The 317-nt window shown below is 44.2% G+C and carries 1 rRNA gene; it reads right to left on the bottom strand.

Annotated elements, in window-relative coordinates:
* Nucleotide 1: 1 nt before the first annotated feature.
* A 5S ribosomal RNA gene (gene rrf, locus ACI48O_RS22725) occupies nt 2–118 on the bottom strand.
* Nucleotides 119–317 lie beyond the last annotated feature (199 nt).

The raw sequence follows: 317 nt of genomic DNA, 5'->3' as shown, positions 1-317 counted from the left end.
AGCCCGGCAGCGTCCTACTCTCACAGGGGGAGAGCCCCCAACTACCATCGGCGCTGAGAAGCTTAACTTCCGTGTTCGGTATGGGAACGGGTGTGACCTTCTCGCTATCGCCACCAGACTATTTTTACAAGACATTATTTATTATAATGACTTTTGATATTTTTGCAAGAGAAATTTTTCATTCCCTCAAAACTAGATAATGAAGAAGAAGTTGTAAAAACGAGTTCACCTAGAACTTAATTTGGTTAAGTCCTCGATCGATTAGTATCAGTCAGCTCCACATGTCGCCACGCTTCCACCTCTGACCTATCAACCTG

It is taken from the genome of Neobacillus terrisolis (assembly GCF_051233475.1).
Taxonomy (GTDB): Bacteria; Bacillota; Bacilli; order Bacillales; family Cytobacillaceae; genus Bacillus_BU.
The sequence above is the reverse complement of the archived record's forward strand: the minus strand, read 5'-3'. Positions and strand labels throughout refer to the sequence as shown.